Here is a 24,017-nt window from a genome sequence, read left to right on the forward strand (position 1 = left end):
ACCTGTGGCGAGGGGGCTTGCCCCCGTTCGGCGGCGCAGCCGTCGCAAACTCATGCACCGCGCGGTTTTAGGGCTGCTGCGCAACCCAACGGGGGCAAGCCCCCTCGCCACAGGTGATCATTGCCTGTTCTATTGCCTTAAGCTGCTGGCGGCAGCAGCTCATCAATCATCCGTAAACAATGGTTCAACCCCGGCGACACATCGCCCACCCGTCGGCTGAGAATGATCGGCGAAGTGGCGTTGTCTTCCAGCAGCGGGGTGAAGCCGATGTCGTCGCGGTGCAGCAACTGCACCGAGGCCGGTACCAGCGTGACCCCGATGCCTGCCCCCACCAGGCCGATCGCCGTTTGCAGCTCGTTGGTCCATTGCGCGACGTGGATACTCACGCCATAGGACTCGAACAACGCGATCACATGGTCGGCGTAACTCGGCCGTGGATTGCCGGGGTACAGCACAAAGGGTTCCCTGGCCAGTTCCCGCAGGCTGATGGGGCCGGCGAGCAACGGGTGGCCGGCGGGCAGGGCGGCGACCAGGCGGTCTTCGGTGAGCACGGTCTGGATGATGGCCGGGTCGTCGATACGGATCCGCCCGAAACCGATGTCGATGCGCCCGGCCTTCAACGCCTGCACCTGTTGCAGGGTGGTCATTTCCGACAGCCCCAATTCCAGCTCCAGCGGCTCGCCACTGCGCAGCCGGCGGATCAGCTCCGGCAGCACGCCATACAGTGTCGACGGCGCAAAACCAATACCCAGCCAGGTTTTCTCACCCAGCCCGATACGCTTCGTGTTGTCGCAGACCTTGTTCAGTTGTTCGAGAAGGGCGGTGGAGTGCTCATGGAAAAAACGTCCGGCATCGGTCAATTTCAGCGGTCGGCCGCGCTCCAGCAACATCACCCCCAGCTCGTCCTCCAGTTGCTGGATCTGCCGGCTCAGGGGCGGTTGGGCGATGTGCAGCAGCTCGGCGGCGCGGGTGAAGTTGAGGGTTTGAGCCAATACCTGGAAATAACGCAGGTGACGCAGTTCCATGGAGCCTCCAGACGCGGATCGGTTGCATACCTTAAAGGTATCAAGTCAGACCAATTCTATATTGGCATCACAAAAAAAGCCGTACGAGAATCGATTCCAGAACTTCAAGAACCTGATGGGTATCGAAATGCTTGCAACCGCCATTGAGTCGATCGAGACGATCATCGTCGATCTGCCGACTATCCGCCCGCACAAGCTGGCGATGCACACCATGCAGAACCAGACCCTGGTGATCATTCGCGTGCGTTGCGCCGACGGCATCGAAGGCATCGGCGAATCCACCACCATCGGTGGCCTGGCCTACGGCAATGAAAGCCCGGACAGCATCAAGACCAACATCGACACGCACTTCGCGCCGCTGCTGATCGGCCAGGACAGCGGCAACGTCAACGCCGCCATGTTGCGCCTGGAGCGCAGCATCCGTGGCAACACCTTCGCCAAATCCGGTATCGAAACCGCATTGCTCGACGCCCAGGGCAAACGCCTCGGCCTGCCGGTCAGTGAATTGCTTGGCGGTCGTGTTCGCGACGCGCTGCCGGTGGCCTGGACCCTGGCCAGCGGCGACACCGAGAAAGACATCGCCGAAGCGGAAAAAATGCTCGACCTGCGCCGCCATCGCATCTTCAAGCTGAAGATCGGTGCCGGTGAGGTCAATCGTGACCTGGCCCATGTCATTGCGATCAAGAAAGCCCTCGGTGACCGCGCCAGCGTGCGGGTCGACGTCAACCAGGCCTGGGACGAAGCGGTGGCGATTCGAGCCTGCCGGATCCTCGGCAGCAATGGCATCGACCTGATCGAACAACCGATCTCGCGCAACAACCGCGCCGGCATGGCCCGCCTGAATGCCATGAGCCCGGCGCCGATCATGGCCGACGAATCCATCGAATGCGTGGAGGATGCGTTCAACCTGGCCCGCGAAGGCGCGGCCTCGGTGTTCGCCCTGAAGATTGCCAAGAACGGCGGCCCGCGTGCTGTATTGCGTACCGCTTCCATCGCCGAAGCAGCCGGTATCGCCCTGTACGGCGGCACCATGCTGGAAGGTGGCATCGGCACCATGGCTTCGGCCCATGCCTTCGTCACCTTGAACAAACTGGCCTGGGACACTGAGCTGTTTGGCCCGCTGCTGCTGACCGAAGACATTCTCAGCGAACCGCTGGTGTACCGCGATTTTGAACTGCACGTACCGAAGGCACCGGGCCTGGGCCTGAGCCTGGATGAAGAGCGCCTGGCGTTCTTCCGTCGCGACAAGACATCCACCGCCATTCATCAAGCCTGAGGAGAGCATTATGCTGTTCCACGTAAAAATGACCGTGAACCTGCCGGTCGACATGAATCCGGAAGCGGCCGCGAAATTGAAGGCGGACGAAAAAGCCCTGGCCCAGCGCCTGCAAGAGCAGGGTAAGTGGCGCCACCTGTGGCGCATCGCCGGGCACTATGCCAACTACAGCGTGTTCGATGTCGACAGCGTTCAGGAACTGCATGACCTGCTGATGCAATTGCCCCTGTTCCCGTACATGGCCATCGAAATCGACGCGATGTGCCGGCATCCTTCTTCCATCCGTGACGATGACCGCTGAGCCCAGCCTGTTCAGCTCGCTACGCTAATAATTACAAGATGAGGAACCCTTCAAAATGAACGTCAAGATTTCCCACACTGCCGAAGTCCAGAAATTTCTCGAAGAAGCCAGCGGCCTGCTCAACGACGCCGGCAATCCACGGACCAAGGCGCTGGTCTACCGCATCCTGCGTGACTCGGTGAACATCATCGAAGACCTCGCCGTGACCCCGGAAGAATTCTGGAAAGCCGTCAACTATCTCAACGTGCTGGGTGCGCGCCAGGAGGCCGGGTTGCTGGTGGCTGGTGTCGGCCTTGAGCATTACCTCGACCTGCTGATGGACGCCGAAGACGAACAGGCCGGCAAATCCGGCGGCACCCCGCGCACCATCGAAGGCCCGCTGTACGTGGCCGGTGCGCCGCTGTCCGAGGGCGAAGCGCGCCTCGACGATGGCGTCGATCCGGGCGTGACCCTGTTCATGCAAGGCCGCGTGTTCAACACCGCTGGTGAACCCCTGGCCGGCGCCGTGGTGGACGTCTGGCACGCCAACACCGGTGGCACCTACTCGTACTTCGATACCACGCAATCGGAGTTCAACCTGCGTCGCCGCATCGTTACCGACGCCGAAGGCCGTTATCGTTTTCGCAGCATCGTGCCGTCGGGCTATGGCTGCCCGCCGGACGGTCCGACCCAGCAACTGCTCGATCAACTGGGCCGTCATGGCCAGCGCCCGGCGCACGTGCACTTCTTCATTTCCGCGCCGGATCATCGCCACCTGACCACCCAGATCAACCTGGATGGCGAAAAGTACCTGCATGACGATTTCGCCTACGCCACCCGTGACGAACTGATTGCCAAGATCACCTTCAGTGACGATCAGGCCCGTGCGGCGGCTCATGGTGTCAGCGGTCGTTTTGCCGAAATCGAGTTCGATTTCACCCTGCAGTCGTCTGCCCAGCCTGAAGAACAGCAGCGCCACGAGCGGGTCCGCGCACTCGAGGACTGATCACCGCCCCCTGTAGGAGCGAGCCTGCTCGCGATGGACGTCAACGATGACGCTGGGTACCTGATGCCCCGCGGCGTCCTTGAGTCCATCGCGAGCAGGCTCGCTCCTACAAGGGTTTCGGATCTAGAATGAAACGACGCAACCTATAACAACAACGAGAGTGACCTGATGATGCCAGCGCAACTATTGAGTCAGCGCAGCCGGGTGTTTGACCATGCCGACCCTTACGCGGTGTCGGGCTACGTCAATCAGCACGTCGGCAACCATTGCATCCTCATGCCCCGCACCGGCCAGCCACTGGCCAGTCTCGACCATCGCAAGTTCGCCAGCCTCGACCTGTGCCGCATCAGCTACGGTGCCAGTGTGCGCGTGACGTCCGGTGCGCTGGACAGCATTTATCACCTGCAAGTGCTGCTGCGCGGCAATTGCCTGTGGCGCGGCCACGGCCAGGAACATTACTTCGCCCCTGGCGAGTTGCTGTTGATCAACCCCGACGATCCGGTGGACCTGACGTACTCGGATGATTGCGAAAAATTCATCCTCAAAGTCCCGACCCGCTTGTTTGAATCAGTCTGCGATGAGCAGCGCTGGCGCTATCCCGGGCAGGGCGTGCGGTTTCTGGAAAACCGTTATCAGCTCAATGAACTGGAAGGTTTCGTCAACCTGTTGGCGATGATCTGCCAGGAGGCCGAATCCACCGAGCAGATCCCCAGGGTGCAGGAGCACTACACGCAGATCATCGTCAGCAAGATGCTCAGCCTGATGAAGACCAATGTCAGCCGTGTTGAGCTCGGTTCGCAAGCCGCCACCTTCGAAGCGATTGCCGATTACATCGCCAATAACCTCAAGCAGGACATCGACAGCGAAGCATTGGCGCGCCAGGCGCACATGAGCCTGCGCTCGTTGTACGGACTGTTCGAGCGCAATGCCGGCCTTACGCCGAAAAACTACCAGCGCCAGAAACGCCTGGAACGCATCAACGCCTGCCTGAGCGACCCGACCTGCAACGTGCGCAACGTCACCGAAGTGGCCATGGACTACGGCTTCCTGCACCTGGGCCGGTTTTCCGACAGCTACCGCAAGCAGTTCGGCGAGTTACCGTCCGATACCCTCAAGCGGCGGCATTGAGTTCACCGCACAACCTGTGGACAGCGGGCTTGCTGTGGCGAGGGGGCTTGCCCCCGTTCGGCTGCGCAGCAGTCGCAAATCCATCCGCCTCGGTTCTTCTGCCACACCGCAGTTGAATGGTTTTGGGGCGGCTTCGCCACCCAACGGGGGTAAACCCCCTCGCCACAAGTTCAGCATTACAGCCTCCCACTGCACAAAACGGATAAAGGTCTGCACCCAGCGGATACTCCGTCCCATCGCCCCGTCCTAGCATGACCCCTGCCTGAACAATAACAATGGAGGCGGCGGCCATGACCCTGCGACCCGAATACGTGCATTCCCTGCTTGAAGACGATCCCGAGCAGGGCCTCTATCGCTGCAAGCGCGAGATGTTCACCGACCCCCGGTTGTTCGACCTGGAGATGGAACACATCTTCGAAGGCAACTGGCTGTACCTGGCCCACGAAAGCCAGATCCCCAACATCAACGATTTCTACACCACCACCATGGGGCGCCAGTCGATCTTCATCGCGCGCAACAAGGACGGTGTGCTCAACGCCTTCATCAACGCCTGCAGCCATCGCGGCGCGACCCTGTGCCGGCACAAGTCCGGCAACAAGAGCTCCTACACCTGCCCGTTCCACGGCTGGACCTTCAACAACTCCGGCAAGCTGCTCAAGGTCAAGGACCCGGCCAACGCCGGTTACCCGTCGAGTTTCAACTGCGAAGGCTCCCACGACCTGACCAAGGTGGCGCGTTTCGAGTCCTATCGTGGCTTCCTGTTCGGCAGCCTCAAGGCCGATGTGCTGCCGCTGGTCGAGCACCTGGGCGAGTCGGCGAAGATCATCGACATGATCGTCGATCAGTCCGCCGACGGCCTGGAAGTGCTGCGCGGTTCGTCGAGCTACATCTACGAAGGCAACTGGAAACTCACCGCCGAAAACGGCGCCGACGGCTACCACGTCAGCTCCGTGCACTGGAACTACGCGGCCACCCAGAACCAACGCAAGCAGCGCGAAGCCGGTGACAGCAACCCGACCATGAGCGCCGGCAGCTGGGCCAAGCAGGGCGGTGGTTTCTATTCCTTCGACAAGGGCCACATGCTGCTCTGGACCCGTTGGGCCAACCCCGAGGACCGTCCGCTGTACGAGCGTCGCGATGAACTGGCGCAAGACTTCGGTAAGGCCCGCGCCGACTGGATGATCGAGAACTCGCGCAACCTGTGCCTGTACCCCAACGTGTACCTGATGGACCAGTTCAGCTCGCAGATCCGCATCGCCCGGCCGATTTCGGTCAACCGCACGGAAATCACCATCTACTGCATCGCCCCGAAAGGCGAGAGCGACCACGCCCGTTCCAGCCGGATTCGCCAGTACGAGGATTTCTTCAACGTCAGCGGCATGGCCACGCCGGACGACCTGGAGGAGTTCCGCTCCTGCCAGACCAGCTACCAGGGCAGCGTCACCACCTGGAACGACATGTCCCGGGGCGCCGAGCACTGGATCGAAGGTGCTGACGAGGCGGCCAAGGAGATCGACCTGCACCCGCTGCTCAGTGGCGTGCGCACCGAAGACGAAGGCCTGTTCGTACTGCAACACAAGTACTGGCAGCAGACCATGCTCAAGGCCCTGGCGGCCGAGCAGTCGAAGTTGATCGCCGTGGAGGACGTGCAATGACCATTTCCTATGAAGCGGTGCGCGACTTTCTCTATCGCGAAGCACGCTATCTCGACGACCGGCAGTGGGACGAATGGCTGGAAATGTACGCCCCCGATGCGACGTACTGGATGCCATCGTGGGACGACAACGACGAACTGACCGAGGACCCGCAGCGGGAAATCTCGCTGATCTGGTACGGCAACCGCACCGGCCTTGAAGACCGCGTCTTCCGCATCAAGACCGAGCGCTCCAGCGCCAGCGTGCCGGACACCCGCACCTCCCACAACATCAGCAACATCGAGCTGCTCGAGCAGGCCGACGGACTGTGCAAGGTGCGCTTCAACTGGCACACCCTGAGTTTTCGCTACAAGACCGTCGACAGCTATTTCGGCAGCAGCTTCTACACCCTCGACGTGCGCGGTGAAAACACGCAGATCTTGGCCAAGAAAGTGATCCTGAAGAACGACTACGTTCGCCAGGTCATCGATGTTTACCACTTGTGAGGCGGCCGTCATGACCCATTCCATCGCGTTCAATTTCGAAGACGGCGTCACCCGGTTCATCGACGCCAATGCCGGCGAAACCGTGGCCGATGCCGCGTACCGCCAGGGCATCAACATCCCGCTGGACTGCCGCGACGGCGCCTGCGGCACCTGCAAGTGTTTTGCCGAAGCCGGCCGCTACGATCTGGGCGAGGAGTACATCGAAGACGCCCTCAGCCCCGAAGAGGCCGCGCAGGGTTTTGTCCTGACCTGCCAGATGCGCGCCCAGAGCGATTGCGTGGTGCGCGTACCGACCTCCTCGGAAGTCTGCCGCACCCGACAGGCCAGTTACGACGCCACCATCAGCGCCGTGCGCCAGTTGTCCGACAGCACCATCGCGCTGTCGATCAAGGGCGAGGCCTTGAGCAAACTGGCGTTCCTGCCGGGGCAGTATGTGAACCTGGGGATTCCCGGCAGCGAGCAGACCCGCGCCTATTCGTTCAGCTCGTTGCAGCGCGACGGCGAGGTCAGTTTCCTGATCCGCAACGTGCCCGGCGGCTTGATGAGCAGCTTCCTCACCGGTATGGCCAAGGCCGGCGACAGCATGAACCTGGCCGGTCCCTTGGGCAGTTTCTACCTGCGCGACATCCGTCGGCCGCTGTTGCTGCTGGCCGGTGGCACCGGGCTGGCGCCGTTCACCGCGATGCTGGAGAAGATCGCCGAGCAGGGCAGCGATCACCCGCTGCACCTGATCTATGGCGTGACCCACGATTTCGACCTGGTGGAAATCGACCGCCTCGAAGCCTTTGCCGCGCGCATCCCCAACTTCACCTTCAGCGCCTGCGTCGCCAGCCCCGAGAGCCAGCACCCGCTCAAGGGCTACGTGACCCAGCACATCGAGCCAAAGCATCTGAACGATGGCGACGTCGACGTCTACCTGTGCGGCCCGCCGCCGATGGTCGAGGCCGTCAGCCAGTTCATCCGCGATCAAGGCATCGCACCGGCGAACTTCTACTACGAGAAATTCGCCGCCAGCGCAGCTTGAGTCGCGCACAAATACCCAATGTAGGAGCGGGCTTGCCCGCGAAGAGGCCGGAACATTCAGCATTGATGTCGCCTGACAGTCCGCTTTCGCGAGCAAGCCCGCTCCCACAGTTATTGAGGTCGAGCGCAGATCCAATGTGGGAGCGGGCTTGCCCGCGAAGAGGCCGGAACATTCAGCATTGATGTCGCCTGACAGTCCGCTTTCGCGAGCAAGCCCGCTCCCACAGTTATTGAGGTCGAGCGCAGATCCAATGTGGGAGCGGGCTTGCCCGCGAAGAGGCCGGAACATTCAGCATTGATGTCGCCTGACAGTCCGCTTTCGCGAGCAGGCTCGCTCCTACAGGATTGTGGTTTCGACCGATACATCGTCATTGACCGATGAGGTACACATGAACAGATTTCACGAAAAAGTCGCACTGATCACCGGCGCAGCCCAGGGCATTGGCCAGCGGGTGGCCGAGCGCATGGCGGCCGAAGGGGCGAAGCTGATCCTGGTGGATCGCTCCGACCTGGTGTTCGAAGTCCAGCAGCAACTGGCCTCGACCTGTCAGGTACTGGCCCTGACCGCCGACCTTGAGCAGTACGAGGAGTGCAGCCGGGTGATGCAAACCGCCGTCGAGCGCTTCGGGCGCCTCGACGTGTTGATCAACAACGTCGGCGGCACGATCTGGGCCAAGCCGTTCGAGCACTATGAAGCGTCGCAGATCGAGGCCGAGGTTCGCCGCTCGCTGTTCCCGACCTTGTGGTGTTGCCATGCCGCGCTGCCGTTCATGCTGGAGCAGGGCAGCGGAGCGATCGTCAATGTCTCGTCCATCGCCACCCGCAGCCTCAACCGCGTGCCCTACGGCGCGGCAAAAGGCGGGGTGAATGCCTTGACCGCCTGTCTGGCGTTCGAAACCGCCGGTCGTGGCGTGCGGGTCAATGCCACCGCGCCTGGCGGCACCGAAGCACCGCCGCGACGCATACCCCGCAATGGTGCCGAGCAGAGCGAGCAGGAAAAACTCTGGTACCAGCAGATCGTCGACCAGACCCTCGACAGCAGTTTGATGAAACGCTACGGCACACTGGATGAGCAGGCGGGGGCTATTCTGTTTCTGGCCAGCGACGAAGCGTCCTATATCACCGGCATGATCATGCCCGTGGGCGGTGGCGATCAGGGCTGACGCGAGCGACAGACAACCCCATCCGCAAGCAACGGAGTCATGGTGATGAGTGACAAACCCACGATCGTGCTGGTCCATGGTTTTTGGGGCGGCGCTGCCCACTGGAACAAGGTCATCGTCAAATTGCTCAGCCGGGGCGACACGCACATTCGTGCCGTCGAGTTGCCGCTGACATCCCTGGCCGAGGATGCCGAGCGTACGCGCAAGATGGTTGCCCAGGTGCCGGGGCCGGTACTGCTGGTGGGGCATTCCTATGGCGGTGCGGTGATTACCGAAGCCGGCGACCAGCCGAATGTGGTGGGCCTGGTGTACATCGCCGCCTTCGCCCCGGACGCTGGTGAAAGCCCCGGTGGCATCACGCAACGGCATCCGCCTGCGGCGGCGGCCAACCTGGCTCCCGACAGCGACGGTTACCTGTGGGTCAAGCCTGAGCTCTATCACGAAAGCTTCTGCCAGGATCTGCCGGCGACCGAAGGGTTGGTCATGGGGCTCACCCAGAAAGCGCCGCTGGCCAGTACTTTCGGTGACACCATTGGCACAGTGGCCTGGAAGAAAAAACCATCGTGGTATCAGGTTTCGACCGCAGACCGCATGATCGCGCCGCATAACCAGCAGTGGATGGCCGAGCGGCTCAATGCCCGGGAGATTCTGACCTTGAACGCCAGCCATGCGTCATTGGCGTCGATGCCCGCCGAAGTGGCGGCATTGATCGACAGGGCAGCGACGGCGTTGACCAAGGGCTAAGGCCTACAAGCGACGCGCAAAGGCCCTGACAATACTCAGCATGGCGTCGCTGATGTTCAGGTTGTGTAGCGCATCCAGCGGGTGCCAGATGAAATCGGTGATTTCGTTCAGCGGCCGCAATTGCTCCAGGTTCAGCACCGACACCTCGAAGACGTGGTGTCGGGTGCCGTCCGCTTCCAGCTCCAGCACGTACATCAACTCGTCGACCCGCAGGCCGGTTTCTTCCAGCAGTTCGCGAACGGCGGCATCGGCTGCGCTTTCACCCCGTTCGAGCTTGCCGCCGGGCAACGTCCAGCGTCCTCCTGCCTTGCGTACCAGCAGTACATGCCTGTCCTGCTCGCAGATGATCGTTGCGCGTACTTTCATGGATTACCTAATGGCCGGTTGACAGGTAACAGGCATTGAAACGCAGCATGCGGGCCTGGGCCGATTGAGCACTTTACGATTAATTTGAGCAGGTAATGCCAGGAAAATTGCAATCAATTTGGGGAATTTCCATGGCGACGTCTGGTCGGTATTTTGGAGAAGGGTGGGTGTAAGGTAGGCAAGTCAACCTGAGATCACTGCCCGAGAGGAGGTGACTATGAGCGTTCCGATGTTGAACAAGATGCACATGAATGGTTATGACGTACTCAGCGTGAACAACGGCCCCTGGCGGGTATGCACCCAGGGTGACCGGCTTGGTTCGTTTGCCAGTCGGGAAGAAGCGCTGGCATTTGCCGCTGCGCTGCCCGGCTACAGGGCGCGAACCGCCAGGCCTGCGGACAGCCATCAAACAAAATGAAGCCCCCTGTAGGAGCGAGCTTGCTCGCGATGGTCGTTAACGATAACGCGTGCTGCCTGGTTAACCCCCGGCGCGCTTGAGCCCATCGCGAGCAAGCTCGCTCCTACAAAATCCTCAAGGGCGCTAGTAACCGCCGCCTCCGCTGGGGCGAGAGGGTTCCCGGGCCTTTAGCTGCGTGTGACTCCACTCCGCGCACGTCATGAAGCTCGTGTGGTCGACCATGCCGCGGCCATCGAAACTGACGTTGTACGGCTGCTGATGGTCGGCATGAGTCAGCTTGTAGTCAAAGCACGTACCGGGTTCGACGGTGCGATCGCTGACCGCCAGGGGCGGGCCGCCGATTTGCCGGACTTGCTCCTGCGTCATGCCGGTATCGACTTTCGCCACCAGCGGCTGGTCCTGGTAGATCGAGTTGGTGCTGCAGCCTGCCAACGCGGTCAGTGCGACGACCAACGTGAATAGAGGCCTGTTCATGGCAGCGCTCCCGCTATATAGCCTTGTTGCGGCTAATGACCTTGGCTTTCACTTCCTCGGCATAGCCGGACAGTTTTGCTTCATCTCCCTGAAACAAAGCACAGAGTTTTTGCACGGCTTGCGCGTCGATGTCGTTGCCGAGCAGGCGCAATTGCTGCTCGATGCGCAAAAGCTCCACGGCCGACCAGCGCAAATCTGACGCAAGCCCTTGCAGATCACGTCGAAGTTCCTGTTCCGATTCGTTAAGCCACATGATGACCTCCTGAATACTGCACTCCGGAATTTTAGACCCGTTTACCGCAGCGGATGTTGTGTTTGTCTGAATCAGCGGGGTTTCCTTTGGTCGGGAAAGTAAAAAGCGCACGAGAAAATACGCTGTTCTACTCAAGTGCCGGTGTCTTCCACAGGCAAAGTGATATCAAATTACCGCCTGCAAGGAACTAACCAGCGAAAGCGACATCAATGACTGTCGCCCAAGCATTGGGATGGATGTGCGGACAGCGGCGAGCTACATTTTCTTTTTTCGAATTTAAGGATGCAGCATGCGGATGTTGATGGGGGGAGTCGCGCTGGCGTTGCTGGCCGGGTGTTCGTTACCGGCGTCGCTGGTACCGGGCGAGCCGAATGTCAGCAAGCACAGTGCGAAGACGCCAAAAGAGTATGCGGCGTGTGTACTGCCGGCCTGGCAAACGGAAGTCTCGAATACGACCCAGGTTTCGATATCCAACGGGTACCGGATCACCGCGCCCAGCGTGATCACGGCCGACGAAGTGCTGGATATCGTGAAATACAAGGATGGCAGCCAGATTTCGCTGTATCAGGGGCCGCCTTGGGCCAAGTCCGGCGACCTGCGCAAAATCGTGCGTGACTGCTTGTAAGCACGGGAGAGAGAAAACCGGTCACCGACCGTTTTCGCCTGAATCGAAAAAAAACCGGATGCCTGGCGTGCATCCGGTTTTTTTTGTGTGAATCAGTCTGAAAGGTTGGTCGTCGGGATGATGTGCTCGCTCGCCAGGGCGGCACTTTTGCGCTCCCGACGCTCGTTCATCCAGCTTTCCACCTTGACGCCGAACTCCGCTGGGGCCTTGCGCCCGAACTTCCTGGCGATGTCGAGGATGGTTTGCTGGGCGAGGGCTTCTTCCATGCGTTTTTGCGCAACCATCATCGCGCCATGCACCGCACACGGGCCGTCCAGTGCCCAATCCGGTGGGGAACCGTCGAACACCGCGCAACGGCCACGGATTTCCCGGCAATCGAAGATCGACTTGCGGCCGTCGATGGCGTTGACGATGTCGAGCAGGGTGATTTCGTCCGCGGGCCGGGCCAGCTTGAAGCCGCCGCGCATGCCTTCGGTGGCGACCACCAGTTTGCCTTTGGCCAGTTTGGTGAAGATCTTCGCCAGATAGTCCAGGGGAACGCCTTGCAGTTCGGCCAGGTCGCGCACGCTCGCTTCGCGCGAGTCGCCGCCATTGCCTACGAGAAAAAGCAGGCAGTGGATGCCGTACTCGACACCCGCGCTGTAAAGAGACATACAGATCTCCGACTTGATTAGTCGCCAATTCTAGCAGCCGAAAGCAAGTCGGGCAACGAATCGTCGCGCCCTAAATTTTCTTTTCCAGCTTGAAAAGCCCTTGTCATGCGCGTTCTTGAGGCTTTTCTGGCGAGGCATCGACGCGTTCGATGGCCGTCATCAAAAAAAACCTGTTGCAGGATTTAACTAGGATCAATAAAGTCGTAGTTGTTCGAGCGGCACAGGTCGGCGGTTTTCGAAAGGCACCGACCCTATGCCTGCTCCCGATGAGCGTGACTCACAACACTTGTTTATCCCCTGGAGTTAAAAATGAAACAGCACATTCTCGTGATCGGCGCAGGTTTCGGTGGCATGTGGACCGCTTTGAGTGCCACGCGCCTGTTCGACATTCACGGCCACAACGACGTCGAAGTGACCGTGCTGGCGCCTCAGGCCGAACTGCGTGTGCGTCCGCGCTTCTACGAACCGAATGCCCATCAACTGGCCGCGCCGATTGGCGATCTGTTTGAGGCGGTAGGGGTCAAGTTCATCAAGGGGGCGGCGCAGACCATCAACGTCGGACAAAAACAGGTCGGCTACGTCGATGCCGCCGGTGCCCAACAAGTCTGCAGCTACGACAAACTCGTTCTGGCCACCGGCAGCCGCCTGGCTTCGCCGAACACGCCGGGCGTGGCCGAACATGCCTTCGACGTCGATCAGATCGAACAGGCCGTGCGCCTGGAAAACCACCTCAAGGCGCTGGCCAGCCAGCCCGACAGCAAGGCGCGCAACACGGTGGTGGTGGCCGGTGGCGGTTTCACCGGGATCGAAACGGCGACTGAAATGCCCACCCGCCTGCGGGCCATCCTCGGCGACCGTGCCGACATCAATGTGATCATCGTTGACCGTGGCGATAAAGTGGGCGGCTCGATGGGTGAGGAAATTGCCGAGTCGATCGCCGAAGCCAGCGTGGCCACCGGGGTGAAATGGCACTTGAAAGCCTCGGTGGTGTCGGTCGATGCCGACGGCGTCACCCTGTCCGACGGAGCACGTATCGATGCCAAAACCGTGGTCTGGACCACCGGCGTTCGCGCCAGCTCCCTGACCGAGCAGATTCCGGCCGAGCGCGATCACCTGGGCCGCCTGCATGTCGACGCACACCTGAAAGTCATCGGCCAGGACGATATCTTCGCCACCGGCGACGTCGCCTATGCCGCCAGTGACGAGATCGGCAACTACGCCTTGATGACCTGCCAGCACGCCATTTCACTGGGTCGCCATGCCGGCAACAACGTCGCCGCACAGATTCTCGGTGTGGACCCGACGCCGTACAGCCAGCCGAAGTACGTGACCTGCCTTGATCTGGGCGCCTGGGGCGCGGTGTACACCGAGGGTTGGGATCGTCAGGTCAAGCTGGTCAAGCATGAGGCCAAGGCATTGAAGACTCAGATCAACACCCAGTGGATCTACCCGCCAGCGGCAGACCGTGTCGCTGCACTGGCGTCGGCGGATCCGATGATTCCGGTGGCTTGATAGCATCGAACATCGCGTCTGAACAAAAAATCCCGCTCGGGTTCGCCTGAGCGGGATTTTTTACGCCTTGTTGCCTGTGTGAAATTTAAAGTGTATTTTTTCATGAAATTATAAATAGAAAATTTCATGAGGCCGTATGTTTCAGCAATCCACTCAGCATGTCGCCAGTTACTACGCCCATTCCTGCGCCGATCGCCTGGTCCATCGAGCCGCTCTGGAAGGCGAGTCAGACACCGAAGTGCTGATCATCGGGGCCGGTTTCAGTGGACTGCACACGGCTTTGCGCCTGGCGCTGGCCGGCAAGCGCGTGACCCTGCTCGAAGCCAGCCGGGTGGCCTGGGCGGCGTCCGGGCGTAATGGCGGGCAGGCGATTCTCGGCTGGTCGTGCGACATGCCACCGCTGGAAGCGGCGCTGGGTTACGAGCGGGCGCGGCGATTGTGGGACGGCATGCGCTGGGCCGCGCGCGAGCTGCGTGACTTGCCCGGCCGGCATGAGTTCGATTGCGACTACCGCGCGGGTCACCTGTGGACCTCGGTGATGCCGCGTCGGGTGGGGCTGCTGAATGAGTGGCAACACGAGGCCAGCCACAAGTGGGGCCACGACAAACTGCAATTTATCGAGCGCAGCGATTTGCCCCAGTGGGTGGCCAGCGAGCGTTATCAGGCCGGCCTGTTCGATCCCGAGGGCGGGCATTTGAATCCGCTGAAACTGGCCCTGGGTCTCGCCGATGCGATCGAGCGGGCCGGTGGCCGCATCCATGAGCAAAGCAAGGCGCTGAGCTATGGCGAGGAGGGCGAAGGTTTTGTTGTGACGACCGAGCGCGGTCGTATTCGCGCCGATGTGCTGGTGCTGGCGTGCAACGCTTACCTCGATCGGCTCGACCCGCAACTGGCCAGTTGCGTGTTGCCGGTCGGGACTTATCAGGTGGCGACCGCGCCGCTCACCAAGGACCAGGCCACGGCGCTGCTGCCGAGCAACGTGTGCGTGACCGACAACCAGTTCGTGCTCGATTATTTCCGTCGCACCCCGGATAACCGTCTGCTGTTCGGCGGCGGTTGCACTTACCTGGGCGGGATGCCCAAGGACATCGCGGCGGCGACCCGACCGTTCCTCGAACGTGTGTTCCCGCAGCTCACCGGCGTCGAGCTGGAGTTTGCCTGGGGCGGACACATCGACCTGACCCTCAAGCGCACCCCGGATATCGGCCGGCGAGGTGATCTGTACTGGATGCAGGGTTATTCCGGGCATGGTGTGCTGCCGACACTGGCCGCGGCGCGGGCGGTATCTGACGCGGTACTCGGTCAGCCCGACGAATTGTCCCTGTACCAGGACCTGAACAACGGCAGTTTTCCCGGCGGCAAATACCTGGCCGCTCCGCTGGAAGCCATCGGCAAGGCCTGGTATCGACTGCGCGACAGCATTTGAAGCGACACTTTCTGGAAGCCTCTAGATGGACATGCAAGAAGAAATCTCGGCGCTGGCGATCCTGATCCAGGACCTGCGCAAGCACAAGAAGTACACCCTGAAGGACTTGGCGGACAAAATCGGTCGCTCGGTCGGTTTTCTGTCCCAGGTCGAGCGCGGTCTGTCGCGCCCGACGGTGGCGGACCTGACCGCCATCAGCGAAACCCTGGGCGTGCCGACCACCTATTTCTACAGCCTGCCCAAACCCATGGCCTTGCCCTGGGTCACCCGCCCGGACGAGCGCCGCACGCTGTACTACGCCGACGGCATCACCGACATCCTCGTCTCGCCAAAAATGCGCGCCTCGTTCTCGATGCTCGAAAGCCAGCTGGAGCCCGGCGCCAGCAGTGGTGACCGGCACATGAAGGACAGCTCGGAGCAGGGCGGTTACGTCCTCGAAGGCGAGCTGACCCTGTGGCTCGACGACAACGAACCGGTGACCCTGCATCCCGGCGACAGCTTTCAACTGGCCAGCCATGCGCACTGCCGCTACGGCAACCTGTCCGACCAACCGACCCGCGTGCTTTGGGTTTACACCTGATAACAACAAGGAACAAAACGATGGATGCTGTGTGCTCTGAACTGCTGGCCGAGGTTCGCAACTTCCGCCACTGCAACCCCGAAGTGCGTTACGTCGACCTGATCTCCCTGGACATTCCGGGGCATTTCTACGGCAAGCGCTACCCGATCGAGATGCTGGAAAAAGTCGCCGCCGGCAGTGCCCTGAAGCTGCCGCAGAACTGCGTGCTACTCGGCACTCAGGGCGGGCTGTTCAAGATCGGTGATTACTGCTTCAACGACGGTGACCCGGATGCGTTGCGCCGCTTGGTGCCTGGCACCTTGAAGTTGGTGAGCTGGGAAAAGCAGCCCTTGGGCCAGATGCTGATCACCTCCGACGGCACGGAAAAACCTATCGAGTTCGAACCACGCGAAGTGTTGGCGCGGGTGTTGAACCGGCTGCATCGTAAAGGCATTTTCCCGGTGGTGGCCTTCGAGCTGGAGTTCTACCTGTTCGACAGCCGCCTGAAGGACGGCTTGCCGCAATTTCCCCGTGACGAGCTGAGCGGCGATGCCGATGATCAGCCGAACATGCACATCGAGCGCTTGTCGCGATTCGCCCCGGTGCTCGATGAAATGGTCGAGACCGCGCGTGAGCAAGGCGTCGATGCCACGGTGATCACCGCCGAGCTCGGCCCGGGCCAGTTCGAAATCAACTTCGGCCATTGCGATGACGGCCTGCGCGCCGCCGACTGGGCCGCCCTGTTCTGCCGCAGCACCCGGGGCGTGGCGCTCAAGCACAACTACCGCGCCAGCTTCATGGCCAAACCCTACCTGCAGCACCCCGGCAGCGGCATGCACGTGCATGTCAGCCTGTATGACCAGGCTGGCAACAACCTGCTGGCGGCGAACGGGCAGAGGGCGCTGCGCCATGCCGTGGCCGGTTGCCTGGATGTATTGCCGCACTGCATGCCGATTTTTGCCCCGAACCACAACGCCATGCGCCGCTTGAGCGGCACCGTGAACGTCGCGTCCCGCGCCAGTTGGGGTTTCGAGGATCGCGATGCGTGCTTGCGTATTCCGGAGTCGGACGTCAAGAACCTGCGCATCGAACATCGCCTGGCGGGCGCCGATGCCAACCCGTATCTGGCGTTGGCGGCAATTCTGGTGGGGTTGGAGCAAGGCCTGGAAGGGGAGCGCGAGCCGATTGCACCGCTCAACGAAGACCGCGGCAGTGGCATCGATTTTCCGTTGGAAATGCTTGAAGCCGTGCAGTCCATGCAAAGTCATGCTTCGCTGCGCGAAGGCTTGGGGGCGGAGTTTGTGGACGTCTACTGCGAAAACAAGCGTCAGGATCATCTGGCATTTTTGCATGATATCAGCGCGCGGGAGTATCGCTGGTTCCTCTAGTTTCCCTTGGAAAATATGTGGATATATAAGGGCTTAGAGCGATTAGTAACTGGATAGTGAATAAAAATATCTTGTTACAGGGTGAAATATTCCGTAATATCCGCGCCGCGTTCACCACCACGGTTTATGCATTTTTAAATCCCAGGCGTCCATCAGCTGCCTGGGATTTTTTTTGCCTGGAATTTATCCCGGACCTGTAGGAGCCGGCTTGCTGGCGAACCGGACGATGCGCTGTGTCAGGCAAGCCACCATCGCTGGCAAGCCAGCTCCTACAGGCGATCTTCGTTATGCGGATTCTGCCACCAGCGCCCGCTTGCCGAGCTTCATCAACCAGTAATAACTCAACGCCGGCACCAGCAACCCGACGATCCACGCCAGATCCACCCCGTCCAGCGCCGTGGCCACCGGGCCGACGTACAGCGTGGTGTTCATGAACGGAATCTCCAGGGCAATCGCCAGCACGAAACTGCCGCAGGCGATCCAGTTGATGCGCCCGTAGATGCCGTTCAGGTCGAAGATGTCGTCAATCCGGTACTGGCCTTTGCGCAGGCAGTAGTAGTCGACCAGATTGATCGCCGTCCACGGGATCAGGAAATAGCTCATGAAGAAGATGAAGTTGAGGAAGAAGTTGATGAAGTCGTCCTGACTGATGGTACACAGGGCCGTGGCCACCAGGCTGATCAGCAGCATGAACACGCCGCGTACTCGCGGGGTCACCTTGAGTCGGGCGAAAGGCTCGATCACGGTGATGGTCGACATGAACGCGCCGTACAGGTTGAACACGTTGATCGACACCTGGCCGTAGACGATGAAGGCGAACAGCAGCACCGCGCCAGTGCCGAACAAGCCGGCGACATGCCCGCCGACGTTGCTGGAAAAGTCGCCGATGCCGACGCTCAGGATTGCCCCGAGAATCATCATCCACGCGCCACCGCTGACCGTGCCGGCGTAGCTGTACCAGAACACCTGCGCAGTCGGGGTGTTGCTCGGCAGGTAGCGCGAGTAGTCGGCGACGTAAGGCGCGTAGGACAACTGCCAGGTCACGGCGATGCTCACCGCCACCAGGAACTTCGACAGCGAGAAGCCGGTCGGCAGCCATTGTTCGGTCGGGATCGGCAACTGCAAGGCGAGCGCCGTGGCGGCCACGAACACCAGCAGCGACAGGATCGACAACAGCTTCTGCAAGCGGTGAATCAACCGATAGCCATAGAGTGCGACGACGAAACACAACGCGCCGATCAGGTAGATATTGCCGGACATCGGCAGCGGGCTGACCGACTCCAGTGCCTGGGCCGCGAGCAAGGTGTTGCTGACGAAGAAGCCCAGGTAGATCAGCATCACGAACAGCAGCGGCAACACCGCCCCCCACACGCCGAATTGCGCCCGGCTCTGGATCATTTGCGGAATGCCCAGCTTCGGTCCCTGGGCCGAGTGGGAGGCCATGAAAATCGCCCCCAGCAGCGAGCCGATGATGATCGCCAGCGCACTCCAGAACAGGTTGAGCCCCATCACCACCGGCAAGACGCCGGAGGCGATGGTGGTGATGTTCATGTTGGCGCCGAACCAGATATAGAACAGCGAACCCGGTTTGCCATGGCGTTCGGTCTCGGGGATGAAATCGATGCTTCGTTTTTCGACTTGCATGGCGATCACTCCTGAGTCCGGACGAGATGGGATTGCAGGCGGGCGATGGTGCCTGGCAGCTCGTGGGGCTGGTGGGCGAACAGGTCCGGCTGCCCGGGGATCAGGCTGACGTAATCGAGTTGTTGCAGGGCGCGCTGGCATTCGGTCGTGGTGAGGATTTCCAGCGAATAGACCCAGTTGGCCATGATCAACAGGGCCGAGTAATGCCCGGCCTCGGTGGTCGTGGTGCAGGCATCGCTGACCAGGCGCACGCGATAACCGAGGGCGAAGGCATCGAACACACTGGTGAGCACGCAGACATCGGTCAGCACGCCGCAGACGATCAGCGTGTCGACCTCCAGTGCCTTGAGCCGGGCCTCGAGGTCGGTGCGGTGAAAGGCACTGTAACGCCCCTTGTCGATGACCCATTCACCGGGCTGCGGCGTCAGCGACTCGATGATTTCCACTTGCCGGGTGCCGGCGCGGTAGCTGCCGGGGCCACCGTCGGTTGCCAGGGGTTCGCCGGGGGGCAGGTCACTGCCGTCGGCCTGATTGATGTGGCGGGTATAGATGACAGGCATCCGCTGATGGCGGGCAGTATCGAGCAGGGCGGCGGTCTGGGCGATGACCCTGTCGAAGTTCTCCAGGACGAAACCGTCCTCCTGCTGCATGTCGATGATCAACAGCGCGTTGTTATTGTTCATTGGGCAAACCTGATCAAAGGCGAAACACGATGCACCGTACGCGCCAGGCCATGGCGAGACGCGGGATGCGTGATTGGCTGTTCGGGTGGGCTCAGTGAACTATTTGCCAGAAGCCGTTCTGCTTGGCCGCAACGCTGGCGCGCAGGCGCTTGAAATGCAGGTGTGAGGCGCACGATTCACCGCGCAGGTAAGCCCGCGCGGCGCCGGAAGGAAGGGTGAGTGATGGGAGACGACCAGTACGCATTGGAATCGACCCTTGTGGGAACGCCTGCTCCCACAGGACAAATGCATACCTGTAGGAGCGAGCCTGCTCGCGAAAAACTTCGGGGCAACGCAGTCATTCAGAAGGCGCGCGTTATCGTTGGCGTCCATCGCGAGCGAGCTCGCTCCTACAGGGGACAAATGCCTACCGGAACGCTGGCACCACATGCTTGATGAACAGCTCCAGGGATTTTTTCTTTTCCGCGTGGGGCAGGCTGTTATCGCACCAGAAGCTGAATTCGTCGACCCCCAGTTCCTGGTAGTACTTGATGCGCGGAATGATTTCTTCCGGGGTGCCGATCATGGCGGTCCTGTGCAGGCTCTCCAGTTCGAACTCTGGGCGCCCGGCGAATTTCTCTTCCGGGCTTGGCGCGAGGAAGCCGTTGACCGGGGTGGTCTTGTTGCCGAACCAGGCATCGAAGGTGCGGTAGAACTTCGAGATCGCCTTGGCCCCGACTTCCCAGCCCTGCGGATCGTCGGCGGTGTGCACGTGGGTGTGACGCAGCACCATCAGTTGCGGGCGCGGCACGCCAGGATTGTTGTCCAGCGCGGCCTGGAACTTGTTCTTCAGGTCGAGGACTTCTTCGTCGCCTTTCATCAGTGGCGTGACCATGACATTGCAACCGTTGGCCACGGCGAAGTTGTGCGAATCCGGGTCGCGGGCGGCGATCCACATCGGCGGGTTCGGTTGCTGGATCGGCTTGGGTACGCTGGTGGAGGTCGGGAATTTCCAGATGTCGCCGTCATGGGCGTAGTCGCCGTTCCACAGCGCGCGCACCACCGGGACCATTTCCCGCAGCGCCTGGCCGCCGGAGGAGGCAGGCATGCCGCCGGCCATGCGGTCGAACTCGACCTGGTAGGCGCCACGGGCCAGACCGACTTCCATGCGCCCGTTGCTGATCACGTCGAGCAATGCACACTCACCGGCCACCCGCAGTGGATGCCAGAACGGCGCGATGATGGTGCCGGCGCCCAGGTGAATGGTGGTGGTCTTGCCCGCCAGATAAGCCAGCAGCGGCATCGGGCTCGGCGAGATGGTGTATTCCATGGCGTGGTGTTCGCCGATCCAAACGGTGCTGAAACCACCGGCTTCGGCCATCAGGGTCAGTTCGGTCAAGTCTTCGAACAACTGGCGGTGGCTGACGCTTTCGTCCCAACGTTCCATGTGTACGAACAGGGAAAACTTCATGACGCTTACCTCGGATCTGTTGTTGTTGGCCTGTCGATCGCGGGCCTGTTGAATATTGGTATACCATAATACATTATTTCCGCAAATGACTTCTCTTCGCGGCTAACGCTAACCAATGTGGGAGCGGGCTTGCTCGCGAAGACGGAGTGTCAGTCAACACCTATGTCGCCTGGAAGTTCGCTTTCGCGAGCAAGCCCGCTCCCACAGGGGTACGCGGTGATTTCAGAGGGATCAGGCCAGAACGGGCAGGGCACCCATCTTGCCGTGGCAATACACCAGTGGCCCGCTGGTCTGGCGGGGCACGATCAGGTTTTTCACGGCGCCAACCATGATGGCGTGGTCGCCGCCTTCGTATTCGCGCCACAGTTCACATTCGATGACCGCCGTGGCGTTGGCCAGAATCGGGTTGCCCAACTCGCTGAGCGTCCACTCGATCCCCTGGGCCTTGTCCTTGCCTTTGCGTGCGAAGGCATAGGCTTCGGTTTGCTGGCCGCCGGACAGCACGTGGATGGCAAAGCGTTTGTTCTTGATCAACACCGGGTAGGAATCGGAGCTGTAGTTGGGGCAGAACAGTACCAGGGCCGGGTCCATCGACAGCGAGCTGAAGGCGCTGGCGGTCAGGCCGACGATCTGCCCGTCGTCATCCAGGGTGGTGATCACGGTCACTCCAGACGGGAACGAACCCATGACTTGTTTGTAGATGGCGGCATCGATCATTGGACGGTCCTCGGGTGGTGTGACGCGTTTTTATAGGTTTGTAGGTCTGATGGTATACCGTAATACATCGAATGCAAGGTCTTTTTAGGTGAACCGATAAACGTACGGCTCTCGTCGGAAAGTCAATGAATACGGGGCCTTAAGCTAGCAAACGCCGGTGTGAATCGGGCAGGATGCCGGTTCAGATGCTTGTTCAAAGACCGGATCAGTCTTGTTTAAAGTTTGGAATACCATAATATGGTCCGCATCTGAGGGGCGGCCAGAGAGTCCCCCCGGTTTGGCTTCATACAAAGATAAGAACAGACAAACTCGAGTTCATGCACATGTCCCAGATGTCCCGGCAAGATCCGTTGATCGAGAACCACACGGTCGACTACGTTCCACTCGCAGAGCGCCACGGGAAGGCCCGCGATCTTTTCACCCTGTGGTTCAGCACCAACATCGCGCCACTGCCCATCGTCACCGGCGCCATGGTGGTCCAGGTGTTCCACCTCAATCTGTTCTGGGGCCTGCTGGCGATTGCGCTCGGGCACATGGTCGGCGGCGTGGTGATTGCCCTCGCGTCGGCCCAGGGGCCGTGCATGGGCATTCCGCAGATGGTGCAGAGCCGTGGCCAGTTCGGCCGCTATGGCGCGCTGCTGATCGTGTTCTTCGCGGCGTTGATCTACATCGGCTTCTTCATCTCCAACATCGTGCTGGCGGGTAAATCGATTGTCGGCATTGCGCCATCGGTCCCGGTGCCGGCCAGCATCCTCATCGGTGCCCTTAGCGCTACCGCCATTGGGGTGATCGGCTACCGCTTCATCCATACCCTCAACCGTATCGGTACCTGGGTGATGGGCGGCGCGTTGCTTGCCGGTTTCCTCTACATTTTCGCCCATGACCTGCCGGCAGACTTCTTCACCCGCGGTGCGTTCAACCTGTCCGGCTGGCTGGCCACGGTGTCGCTGGGGATCATCTGGCAGATCAGCTTCTCGCCTTACGTGTCGGACTACTCGCGCTACCTGCCGGCGGACATCGGCATCACCCGGCCGTTCTTCGCCACCTACCTGGGGGCAACACTGGGCACGATCCTGTCGTTCACCTTCGGTGCCGTGGCGGTACTGGCAACCCCGGAAGGTACCGAGGCGATGGCGGCGGTCAAGCAGTCCACCGGTTGGCTGGGGCCGATCCTCATGGTGTTGTTCCTGCTCAATATCATCAGCCACAACGCCTTGAATCTGTATGGCGCGGTGCTGTCGATCATCACTTCGATCCAGACCTTCGCCAGCCAGTGGACGCCGAGCATCAAGGTGCGCGTGCTGTTGTCGAGCATCGTGCTGGCGGGCTGCTGCGTGGTGGCGCTGGGCGCTTCGACGAATTTCATTTCGCAGTTCATCGGCCTGATCCTGGCGCTGCTGCTGGTGCTGGTGCCGTGGGCCTCGATCAACCTGATCGACTTCTACCTGATCAAGCGTCGCCGCTATGACATCGCCTCGATCTTCCGCGCTGACGGCGGCATCTACGGGCGCTTCAACTGGCACGCGATCATTGCCTACTTCATCGGCATCATCGTGCAGCTGCCATTCGCCAATACTTCACTGTACGTCGGGCCGTACGCCAATCTGGTAGACGGCGCGGACCTGTCGTGGCTGGTCGGGCTGGTGGTGACATGCCCGCTGTATTACTGCCTCGCCACGCGCAACCAGGCGCAGCAAAGCCATGCGGTGAAGTTCGGCTACGTCGATTGACCCCTGTAGGAGCGAGCCTGCTCGCGATGGACGTCAACGATAACGCGTGTAAGCAGGATAAACGCGGCGCACTTGAATCCATCGCCGGCAAGCCGGCTCCTACAGGATTTGTAGGTCACGCGGTCCCTTGTAGGAGCTGGCTTGCCAGCGATGGTCGTTAACGATAACGCGTGTAAGCAGGATAAAGGCGGCGCACTTGAATCCATCGCCGGCAAGCCGGCTCCTACAGGATTTGTAGGTCACGCGGTCCCTTGTAGGAGCTGGCTTGCCAGCGATGGTCGTTAACGATAACGCGTGTAAGCAGGATAAACGCGGCGCACTTGAATCCATCGCC

At 60.8% G+C, this 24,017-nt stretch carries 25 protein-coding genes; 16 read left to right on the forward strand and 9 right to left on the reverse strand.

What is annotated here, in order from left to right:
* Positions 1 to 137: 137 nt before the first annotated feature.
* On the reverse strand, positions 138 to 1,025 hold the full coding sequence (locus tag KGA88_RS22430; RefSeq protein WP_223594338.1) for a LysR family transcriptional regulator: 888 nt from the start codon (positions 1,023 to 1,025) through the stop codon (positions 138 to 140).
* A gap of 127 nt (positions 1,026 to 1,152) precedes the next feature.
* Here KGA88_RS22430 and KGA88_RS22435 point away from each other — a divergent pair, with 127 nt between their 5' ends.
* From KGA88_RS22435 to KGA88_RS22475, 9 genes are all read left to right on the forward strand, one after another.
* Positions 1,153 to 2,301: a muconate cycloisomerase family protein gene (locus tag KGA88_RS22435; protein WP_223594339.1), complete on the forward strand. Its 1,149-nt coding sequence runs from the start codon at positions 1,153 to 1,155 to the stop codon at positions 2,299 to 2,301.
* 10 nt (positions 2,302 to 2,311) lie between these two features.
* On the forward strand, positions 2,312 to 2,602 hold the full coding sequence (gene catC, locus KGA88_RS22440) for a muconolactone Delta-isomerase (RefSeq protein WP_008053771.1): 291 nt from the start codon (positions 2,312 to 2,314) through the stop codon (positions 2,600 to 2,602).
* 55 nt (positions 2,603 to 2,657) lie between these two features.
* Entirely contained in the window at positions 2,658 to 3,587 is a 930-nt protein-coding gene (catA, locus tag KGA88_RS22445) for a catechol 1,2-dioxygenase (RefSeq protein WP_223594341.1), read from the forward strand.
* A 168-nt stretch (positions 3,588 to 3,755) separates the two neighbouring features.
* Positions 3,756 to 4,715, forward strand: coding sequence for an AraC family transcriptional regulator (locus KGA88_RS22450; RefSeq protein ID WP_317851684.1), 960 nt, complete (start codon positions 3,756 to 3,758; stop codon positions 4,713 to 4,715).
* 290 nt (positions 4,716 to 5,005) lie between these two features.
* On the forward strand, positions 5,006 to 6,370 hold the full coding sequence (gene benA, locus KGA88_RS22455; protein WP_046043496.1) for a benzoate 1,2-dioxygenase large subunit: 1,365 nt from the start codon (positions 5,006 to 5,008) through the stop codon (positions 6,368 to 6,370).
* Positions 6,367 to 6,855, forward strand: coding sequence for a benzoate 1,2-dioxygenase small subunit (benB, locus tag KGA88_RS22460; protein ID WP_110659277.1), 489 nt, complete (start codon positions 6,367 to 6,369; stop codon positions 6,853 to 6,855). Before benA ends, benB begins: the two co-directional genes overlap by 4 nt.
* Positions 6,856 to 6,865: 10 nt before the next feature.
* Complete coding sequence (benC, locus tag KGA88_RS22465; protein WP_223594344.1) at positions 6,866 to 7,879, forward strand: benzoate 1,2-dioxygenase electron transfer component BenC; 1,014 nt, start codon at positions 6,866 to 6,868, stop codon at positions 7,877 to 7,879.
* 388 nt (positions 7,880 to 8,267) lie between these two features.
* Positions 8,268 to 9,041: a 1,6-dihydroxycyclohexa-2,4-diene-1-carboxylate dehydrogenase gene (locus KGA88_RS22470; protein ID WP_110659279.1), complete on the forward strand. Its 774-nt coding sequence runs from the start codon at positions 8,268 to 8,270 to the stop codon at positions 9,039 to 9,041.
* A gap of 45 nt (positions 9,042 to 9,086) precedes the next feature.
* Positions 9,087 to 9,785 (forward strand): alpha/beta hydrolase, encoded by a 699-nt coding sequence (locus KGA88_RS22475; RefSeq protein WP_223594346.1) that lies wholly within the window; start codon positions 9,087 to 9,089, stop codon positions 9,783 to 9,785.
* 3 nt (positions 9,786 to 9,788) lie between these two features.
* Here KGA88_RS22475 and KGA88_RS22480 read toward each other — a convergent pair whose 3' ends face one another.
* Positions 9,789 to 10,151, reverse strand: a complete 363-nt coding sequence (locus KGA88_RS22480; protein ID WP_110659281.1) for an NUDIX hydrolase — start codon at positions 10,149 to 10,151, stop codon at positions 9,789 to 9,791.
* 217 nt (positions 10,152 to 10,368) lie between these two features.
* On the opposite strand from KGA88_RS22480, the gene KGA88_RS22485 reads away from it, so the two are divergent.
* Entirely contained in the window at positions 10,369 to 10,569 is a 201-nt protein-coding gene (locus KGA88_RS22485) for a DUF2188 domain-containing protein (protein ID WP_110659282.1), read from the forward strand.
* Positions 10,570 to 10,692: 123 nt separating this feature from the next.
* Here the strand turns inward: KGA88_RS22485 and osmE are convergent, their stop codons facing one another.
* The gene (osmE, locus tag KGA88_RS22490; RefSeq protein WP_223594348.1) at positions 10,693 to 11,043 is read right to left on the reverse strand and encodes an osmotically-inducible lipoprotein OsmE; all 351 of its coding nucleotides are present in this window, start codon (positions 11,041 to 11,043) and stop codon (positions 10,693 to 10,695) included.
* Between the two features lie 13 nt (positions 11,044 to 11,056).
* Positions 11,057 to 11,296 carry a hypothetical protein gene (locus KGA88_RS22495; protein ID WP_110659284.1) on the reverse strand — a complete coding sequence of 80 codons (240 nt, stop codon included), beginning with the start codon at positions 11,294 to 11,296 and terminating at the stop codon, positions 11,057 to 11,059.
* 289 nt (positions 11,297 to 11,585) lie between these two features.
* Here KGA88_RS22495 and KGA88_RS22500 point away from each other — a divergent pair, with 289 nt between their 5' ends.
* Positions 11,586 to 11,921, forward strand: coding sequence for a hypothetical protein (locus tag KGA88_RS22500; RefSeq protein ID WP_110659285.1), 336 nt, complete (start codon positions 11,586 to 11,588; stop codon positions 11,919 to 11,921).
* Between the two features lie 92 nt (positions 11,922 to 12,013).
* Here KGA88_RS22500 and KGA88_RS22505 read toward each other — a convergent pair whose 3' ends face one another.
* A complete protein-coding gene (locus tag KGA88_RS22505; RefSeq protein ID WP_110659286.1) occupies positions 12,014 to 12,574 on the reverse strand; it encodes an RrF2 family transcriptional regulator in 561 nt (186 codons plus the stop codon).
* Positions 12,575 to 12,883: 309 nt separating this feature from the next.
* Here KGA88_RS22505 and KGA88_RS22510 point away from each other — a divergent pair, with 309 nt between their 5' ends.
* The 4 genes from KGA88_RS22510 to KGA88_RS22525 all read left to right on the forward strand — a co-directional run bounded on the left by KGA88_RS22510 (position 12,884) and on the right by KGA88_RS22525 (position 17,459).
* On the forward strand, positions 12,884 to 14,086 hold the full coding sequence (locus KGA88_RS22510; protein WP_110659287.1) for an NAD(P)/FAD-dependent oxidoreductase: 1,203 nt from the start codon (positions 12,884 to 12,886) through the stop codon (positions 14,084 to 14,086).
* Between the two features lie 136 nt (positions 14,087 to 14,222).
* Positions 14,223 to 15,512: an NAD(P)/FAD-dependent oxidoreductase gene (locus KGA88_RS22515; protein WP_223594350.1), complete on the forward strand. Its 1,290-nt coding sequence runs from the start codon at positions 14,223 to 14,225 to the stop codon at positions 15,510 to 15,512.
* Between the two features lie 25 nt (positions 15,513 to 15,537).
* Positions 15,538 to 16,092, forward strand: coding sequence for a helix-turn-helix domain-containing protein (locus KGA88_RS22520; protein ID WP_223594351.1), 555 nt, complete (start codon positions 15,538 to 15,540; stop codon positions 16,090 to 16,092).
* Positions 16,093 to 16,112: 20 nt separating this feature from the next.
* On the forward strand, positions 16,113 to 17,459 hold the full coding sequence (locus KGA88_RS22525) for a glutamine synthetase family protein (RefSeq protein ID WP_223594353.1): 1,347 nt from the start codon (positions 16,113 to 16,115) through the stop codon (positions 17,457 to 17,459).
* A 285-nt stretch (positions 17,460 to 17,744) separates the two neighbouring features.
* Here the strand turns inward: KGA88_RS22525 and KGA88_RS22530 are convergent, their stop codons facing one another.
* The 4 genes from KGA88_RS22530 to KGA88_RS22545 form a co-directional block, all read right to left on the reverse strand.
* Positions 17,745 to 19,103 carry a purine-cytosine permease family protein gene (locus tag KGA88_RS22530; protein ID WP_223594355.1) on the reverse strand — a complete coding sequence of 453 codons (1,359 nt, stop codon included), beginning with the start codon at positions 19,101 to 19,103 and terminating at the stop codon, positions 17,745 to 17,747.
* Positions 19,104 to 19,108: 5 nt separating this feature from the next.
* Positions 19,109 to 19,786 carry an isochorismatase family cysteine hydrolase gene (locus KGA88_RS22535; RefSeq protein ID WP_223594357.1) on the reverse strand — a complete coding sequence of 226 codons (678 nt, stop codon included), beginning with the start codon at positions 19,784 to 19,786 and terminating at the stop codon, positions 19,109 to 19,111.
* 406 nt (positions 19,787 to 20,192) lie between these two features.
* On the reverse strand, positions 20,193 to 21,236 hold the full coding sequence (locus KGA88_RS22540) for an LLM class flavin-dependent oxidoreductase (protein ID WP_223594359.1): 1,044 nt from the start codon (positions 21,234 to 21,236) through the stop codon (positions 20,193 to 20,195).
* 231 nt (positions 21,237 to 21,467) lie between these two features.
* A complete protein-coding gene (locus KGA88_RS22545) occupies positions 21,468 to 21,953 on the reverse strand; it encodes a flavin reductase family protein (RefSeq protein WP_110660754.1) in 486 nt (161 codons plus the stop codon).
* A gap of 323 nt (positions 21,954 to 22,276) precedes the next feature.
* On the opposite strand from KGA88_RS22545, the gene KGA88_RS22550 reads away from it, so the two are divergent.
* Complete coding sequence (locus KGA88_RS22550) at positions 22,277 to 23,683, forward strand: purine-cytosine permease family protein (protein WP_110660755.1); 1,407 nt, start codon at positions 22,277 to 22,279, stop codon at positions 23,681 to 23,683.
* The last annotated feature ends 334 nt before the right edge of the window (positions 23,684 to 24,017 follow it).

Source organism: Pseudomonas sp. A-R-19, assembly GCF_019956575.1.
Classification (GTDB): Bacteria; Pseudomonadota; Gammaproteobacteria; order Pseudomonadales; family Pseudomonadaceae; genus Aquipseudomonas.

Excerpts from the sequence above, each read along its gene's own strand:
- KGA88_RS22470 (WP_110659279.1), top strand. The coding sequence starts at position 8,268 with ATGAACAGATTTCACGAAAAAGTCGCACTGATCACCGGCGCAGCCCAG.
- KGA88_RS22430 (WP_223594338.1), bottom strand. The coding sequence starts at position 1,025 with ATGGAACTGCGTCACCTGCGTTATTTCCAGGTATTGGCTCAAACCCTC.
- KGA88_RS22480 (WP_110659281.1), bottom strand. The coding sequence starts at position 10,151 with ATGAAAGTACGCGCAACGATCATCTGCGAGCAGGACAGGCATGTACTG.
- osmE (WP_223594348.1), bottom strand. The coding sequence starts at position 11,043 with ATGAACAGGCCTCTATTCACGTTGGTCGTCGCACTGACCGCGTTGGCA.
- benA (WP_046043496.1), top strand. The coding sequence starts at position 5,006 with ATGACCCTGCGACCCGAATACGTGCATTCCCTGCTTGAAGACGATCCC.
- catC (WP_008053771.1), top strand. The coding sequence starts at position 2,312 with ATGCTGTTCCACGTAAAAATGACCGTGAACCTGCCGGTCGACATGAAT.
- catA (WP_223594341.1), top strand. The coding sequence starts at position 2,658 with ATGAACGTCAAGATTTCCCACACTGCCGAAGTCCAGAAATTTCTCGAA.
- KGA88_RS22520 (WP_223594351.1), top strand. The coding sequence starts at position 15,538 with ATGGACATGCAAGAAGAAATCTCGGCGCTGGCGATCCTGATCCAGGAC.
- benC (WP_223594344.1), top strand. The coding sequence starts at position 6,866 with ATGACCCATTCCATCGCGTTCAATTTCGAAGACGGCGTCACCCGGTTC.
- KGA88_RS22475 (WP_223594346.1), top strand. The coding sequence starts at position 9,087 with ATGAGTGACAAACCCACGATCGTGCTGGTCCATGGTTTTTGGGGCGGC.
- KGA88_RS22525 (WP_223594353.1), top strand. The coding sequence starts at position 16,113 with ATGGATGCTGTGTGCTCTGAACTGCTGGCCGAGGTTCGCAACTTCCGC.
- KGA88_RS22435 (WP_223594339.1), top strand. The coding sequence starts at position 1,153 with ATGCTTGCAACCGCCATTGAGTCGATCGAGACGATCATCGTCGATCTG.
- KGA88_RS22515 (WP_223594350.1), top strand. The coding sequence starts at position 14,223 with ATGTTTCAGCAATCCACTCAGCATGTCGCCAGTTACTACGCCCATTCC.
- KGA88_RS22485 (WP_110659282.1), top strand. The coding sequence starts at position 10,369 with ATGAGCGTTCCGATGTTGAACAAGATGCACATGAATGGTTATGACGTA.
- KGA88_RS22540 (WP_223594359.1), bottom strand. The coding sequence starts at position 21,236 with ATGAAGTTTTCCCTGTTCGTACACATGGAACGTTGGGACGAAAGCGTC.
- KGA88_RS22500 (WP_110659285.1), top strand. The coding sequence starts at position 11,586 with ATGCGGATGTTGATGGGGGGAGTCGCGCTGGCGTTGCTGGCCGGGTGT.
- KGA88_RS22530 (WP_223594355.1), bottom strand. The coding sequence starts at position 19,103 with ATGCAAGTCGAAAAACGAAGCATCGATTTCATCCCCGAGACCGAACGC.
- KGA88_RS22545 (WP_110660754.1), bottom strand. The coding sequence starts at position 21,953 with ATGATCGATGCCGCCATCTACAAACAAGTCATGGGTTCGTTCCCGTCT.
- benB (WP_110659277.1), top strand. The coding sequence starts at position 6,367 with ATGACCATTTCCTATGAAGCGGTGCGCGACTTTCTCTATCGCGAAGCA.
- KGA88_RS22535 (WP_223594357.1), bottom strand. The coding sequence starts at position 19,786 with ATGAACAATAACAACGCGCTGTTGATCATCGACATGCAGCAGGAGGAC.
- KGA88_RS22510 (WP_110659287.1), top strand. The coding sequence starts at position 12,884 with ATGAAACAGCACATTCTCGTGATCGGCGCAGGTTTCGGTGGCATGTGG.
- KGA88_RS22505 (WP_110659286.1), bottom strand. The coding sequence starts at position 12,574 with ATGTCTCTTTACAGCGCGGGTGTCGAGTACGGCATCCACTGCCTGCTT.
- KGA88_RS22550 (WP_110660755.1), top strand. The coding sequence starts at position 22,277 with ATGTCCCAGATGTCCCGGCAAGATCCGTTGATCGAGAACCACACGGTC.
- KGA88_RS22495 (WP_110659284.1), bottom strand. The coding sequence starts at position 11,296 with ATGTGGCTTAACGAATCGGAACAGGAACTTCGACGTGATCTGCAAGGG.
- KGA88_RS22450 (WP_317851684.1), top strand. The coding sequence starts at position 3,756 with ATGATGCCAGCGCAACTATTGAGTCAGCGCAGCCGGGTGTTTGACCAT.